Source organism: Methylorubrum podarium, assembly GCF_022179745.1.
Taxonomy (GTDB): domain Bacteria; phylum Pseudomonadota; class Alphaproteobacteria; order Rhizobiales; family Beijerinckiaceae; genus Methylobacterium; species Methylobacterium podarium.
Window position 1 is genome coordinate 1 of sequence record NZ_BPRD01000423.1, and the last position, 3,769, is coordinate 3,769.

5 protein-coding genes are annotated in these 3,769 nt (G+C 69.5%); all 5 read right to left on the reverse strand.

The window, feature by feature from the left end; translation table 11 throughout:
* The coding region (gene pqqC / locus MFF42_RS19860; RefSeq protein ID WP_238257299.1) for a pyrroloquinoline-quinone synthase PqqC at positions 1-708 on the reverse strand (708 nt) is incomplete at its 3' end.
* A gap of 205 nt (positions 709-913) precedes the next feature.
* The gene (pqqB, locus tag MFF42_RS19865; RefSeq protein ID WP_238257300.1) at positions 914-1,825 is read right to left on the reverse strand and encodes a pyrroloquinoline quinone biosynthesis protein PqqB; all 912 of its coding nucleotides are present in this window, start codon (positions 1,823-1,825) and stop codon (positions 914-916) included.
* 46 nt (positions 1,826-1,871) lie between these two features.
* Positions 1,872-1,961: a pyrroloquinoline quinone precursor peptide PqqA gene (gene pqqA / locus MFF42_RS19870; protein WP_012317526.1), complete on the reverse strand. Its 90-nt coding sequence runs from the start codon at positions 1,959-1,961 to the stop codon at positions 1,872-1,874.
* A gap of 233 nt (positions 1,962-2,194) precedes the next feature.
* Positions 2,195-2,902: a response regulator transcription factor gene (locus tag MFF42_RS19875; RefSeq protein WP_238257301.1), complete on the reverse strand. Its 708-nt coding sequence runs from the start codon at positions 2,900-2,902 to the stop codon at positions 2,195-2,197.
* A partial coding sequence (locus MFF42_RS19880) for a sensor histidine kinase (RefSeq protein WP_238257302.1) occupies positions 2,899-3,769 on the reverse strand: 871 nt, incomplete at its 5' end. The genes MFF42_RS19875 and MFF42_RS19880, both read right to left, overlap by 4 nt.

Consider the following 3,769-nt stretch of genomic DNA (forward strand, 5'->3'; position numbering starts at 1 on the left):
GAGCGCGTCGAGCTGGGTCCAGAGGACGTTGCACTTGAAGGTCAGCGCGTCCATCGCCGCCCGCTGCATCTCGGGCGTGGTGGCGTGCCGCTTCACGTAGTCGAGGGCGAAGTCGGCGTCGCGCGGGGCCTGGGTCAGGCGCTTGTCGAAATAGGCGAGCGTTTCCTTGGTGATGAAGTCATAGTTCTTCAGCATCCCGGCGACGCGCTCGGAGATGATCGTCGGCGAGAACATCTCGGTCAGCGAGGAGGCGATCGCCTCCAGGAGCGAGCGCTCGGAGACGAAGTGGACATAGGCATCGACCGAGAAGCGGGTCGCGGACAGGATGCCCTTGGTCGAGAGCACGTAGTCGCGGGCGAAGCCCACGCCTTCCGCGAGCTTCAGCCAGCGCTCGATGCCACCGTCGCCCTCGAAGTCGCCGTCGTGATCGACGATGCGCTGGCGCCAGATCCGGCGCAGCTGCGCGTCCGGCAGGCGGGCGAGCAGCGCCGCGTCCTTCACCGGGATCATCGCCTGGTAGTAGTAGCGGTTGAGTGCCCAGGCCCGCACCTGATCCTTCGAGAGCTTGCCGTCGTGCAGCAGCCGGTGGAACGGGTGGAGGTTGTGGTAGCGCCGCGCGCCGATGTCGCGGAGCGCCGCCTCGAGCTCCTCGTGGCTCAGCAGCCGCTGCTCGGATTCCGGGACGGGGGGCGGGAATTGGGCGGTCATGGCGTTTTCGTTTCCCCGGGCTTCGAGTCGCGTTTCCTGGAGCTTTTCTTAAATGGGGCCCGGCACCGGGAGGAGCAGTGCCGCCGCCGCACGATTGTATCGTGCAAAATATATTCGGTCCGGCACTAAACTTCCAGGCCGGCCCCATCTGCGGTCCGAGGCACCGTCTCTCAAGAAAGGCCGGCGACCACCTTTCGGACGATGCTCACGCGTCCGATGAGAGATCGAAGGTCAGGCCGTCATGGGCGACGGTCCAGCCGCGCGCCTCGACGCCGGCGCGCTCGGGCGAGTCCTCGACCAGGATCGGGTTGGTGTTGTTGATATGGATCAAGACCCGCCGGCCGATCTCGACGTCGGCGAAGGAGGCGATGGAGCCGGTCTCGCCGTTGATCTGGATATGGCCCATGCGCCAGCCGGTCTTGGTGCCGACGCCGGCGCGAATCATGTCGTCGTCCTCCAGCACCGTGCCGTCGAACAGGAGCGCGTCGGCCCCCGCGACGCGGGCTTTCAGATCCTCCGTCACCCGGGCGCAGCCGGGGATGTAGGCGAGGCGCTTGCCCCCGGCCTCGATCATCGTGCCGACGGTGGTCTCGGTCTCCGCCCCGATCTGCAGCGAGGCGTCCTCCAGCCAGAGCGGCACCTTGCCGGGGACGGAGAACAGCGTCACCGAGAGGCCGGGCACCGGCTCGAAGGTCTCGTTGAGGGCGATCGTCTGCCGCCGCACCACGTCGGCCGCCATCACGTCGAAGACGCGGTTGTCGGAGACCGAGGCCAGGATGCCGGGCGTGGCGTAGAGTGTGAAGGGCTGGCCCTCGCGCAAGGTGAGCAGGCCCGCGACGTGATCCACGTCGCCGTTCGTCAGCAGCACCGCGTGGATCGGCGAGTGGCGCAGGCCCTCCCGCGGATGCATGGGCGGGTTGGCCTGGATCTGCTGGCGGATGTCGGGTGAGGCGTTCAGCAGGAGCCAGCGCTCTCCGTCCGGAGAGACCGCGATGCTCGACTGCGTGCGCGGCCTGACGCGGGGATCACCCGCCCAGGCCAGGGAGCAGATGGGGCAGCGGCAGTTCCATTGAGGAACGCCGCCGCCCGCAGCCGAGCCCAGGATCACGACATGCATGGTGAGAACCCGCTGATGCCCGCAACCCGACCCGGCTCAGATCACCTTAGTTGAAGGTGTCGATCTCGGCCGACTCGTAGCTCGTGACTTCCATGCCGACGCAGATCTCGGAAACGATGGGGGCGGCCCACTTCATGGTGTCTCTCCTCGACTTTATGGAACGCCCGAACCTCCGATCCCGCTTGATTAAGAGGATCGTAAGATACTGGCGACGCACTGGTTTTCGCACGCTGGAGGTATATCGCCAATTCCGGCTCCGCCCGCAAGAGCCCGCTTGCCGTTTCTTCCCAAGTTCGCGCCGGGTTCGACCAAAGTTCAGGTGAGCCGCGGGCCGGAATCCGGCCGGAGGAACGAAATGCCGCGGGGCGGTCAGTGGCGGAAATCCTGGCCCCGCAGGTCGAGCATGAAGCCCTTGCCGCGCACGGTGACGATGATGGGCCCGCCCAGCCGCACGAAGTCCGAGAGCTTCGAGCGCAGATAGCCGACATAGACGTCGACCACGTTGAGCGAGAGGCCGCCCTGGCCGGCCCAGAGCCGGTCGAAGATCTCGCCGCGGGAGATCGGCCGGTTCACCTCCTGCATCAGCAGGGAAAGCAGCTCCGCCTCCCGCGGGGTGAGGCGGGCCGAGGCGTCGCCGAAGCTGACCTGGCGGATGGTGGTGTCGAGCGTCAGCCGCCCGGCGGTGAAGACGGTGCGCGGCGTGTCGGCCGCGCGACGCCGCAGCAGGTGGGTCTGCAGCCGCGCGAGCAGCTCGTCGAACACGAACGGCTTGACGATGTAGTCGTCCGCGCCGAGCGCCAGCCCCTCGGCCCGGTCGCGCACCTCGTCGCGGGCGCTCAAGAACAGGATCGCGCCGGGATAGCCGCCCTCGCGCAGGGATCGGCAGACGTCGTGGCCGGAGCCGTCGGGCAGGGTGATGTCGAGCACCACCGCCTCCGGGGCGTCGTCGCGGGCGGCGGAGAGCGCGTCCTCGACCCGGCCGGCGACACCGACGGAGAACCCTTCCGCCTCCAGGCCGCGGGCCAGGATGCCGCGGATGTCGATGTCGTCCTCAACGATCAATACGCGCGTCGTCATGCGGCGCCGATCCTCTCGTGTCCTGCCCCGTCCTGTTCCGGCACGACGCCGTCATCGAGCGCGGGCAGGTCGAGGACCACCCGGGCGCCGCCCTGTCCCGCCCTGCCGAGGCTGATCACGCCATCATGGCGCTCAACGACCCAGCGCGCCAGAGCCAAACCGATGCCGAACCCCGCCTCTCCCGGCCGGGCCTCGCGGCGGAAGCGCTCGAACAGGCCGTCCCCGTCCTCGGGGAAGCCGGGGCCGTCGTCGTCGATGGTGATGAGCGCCCGGCTGCCCTGCGGCGCGGCGCGCCCGCTCAGCGAGACGGTGATGCGGGTCAGGCCGGTGGCGTGGCGCAGGGCGTTGTCGATCAGGCTCTCGACGACCTGGCGCAGCCATTCCGGATCGGCATCGACCTCGATGTCGTGGTCGCCCGGCTCCAGCACCAGCTCGACCCGGCGGCGGGCGGCCTCGGAGCCGGCGCTGTCGACGGCGTCGCCGAGCACCGCCACCGCGCTGACGCTGCGCCGGTCGAGCTCGATCTGCCCGGATTCCGAGCGGGCGACGCGCAGGAGATCCTCGACCCGGCGCTTGAGCCGCTGCGCCCGCTTGCGGATGGTGGCGAAGACGGGACCGTGATCCACGGGCCTCCCGGCGGCGCGCTCCGCCGACCGCTGGGCGAGGTCGCACTCGCCCAGGATCACCGTGAGCGGGGTCCGCAATTCGTGGCTGACATCGGCGAAGAAGCGGCGCCGGGAGCGGTCCACCATCTCCAGCCGCTCGTTGGCCGCGCGCAGGTCGGCGGTGCGGGCCTGCACCGTGTCCTCCAGCGCGGCCCGGTCGGCGGCGAGCCGCCCCTCGCGGCGGGCGAGCCGGGCGGCCATG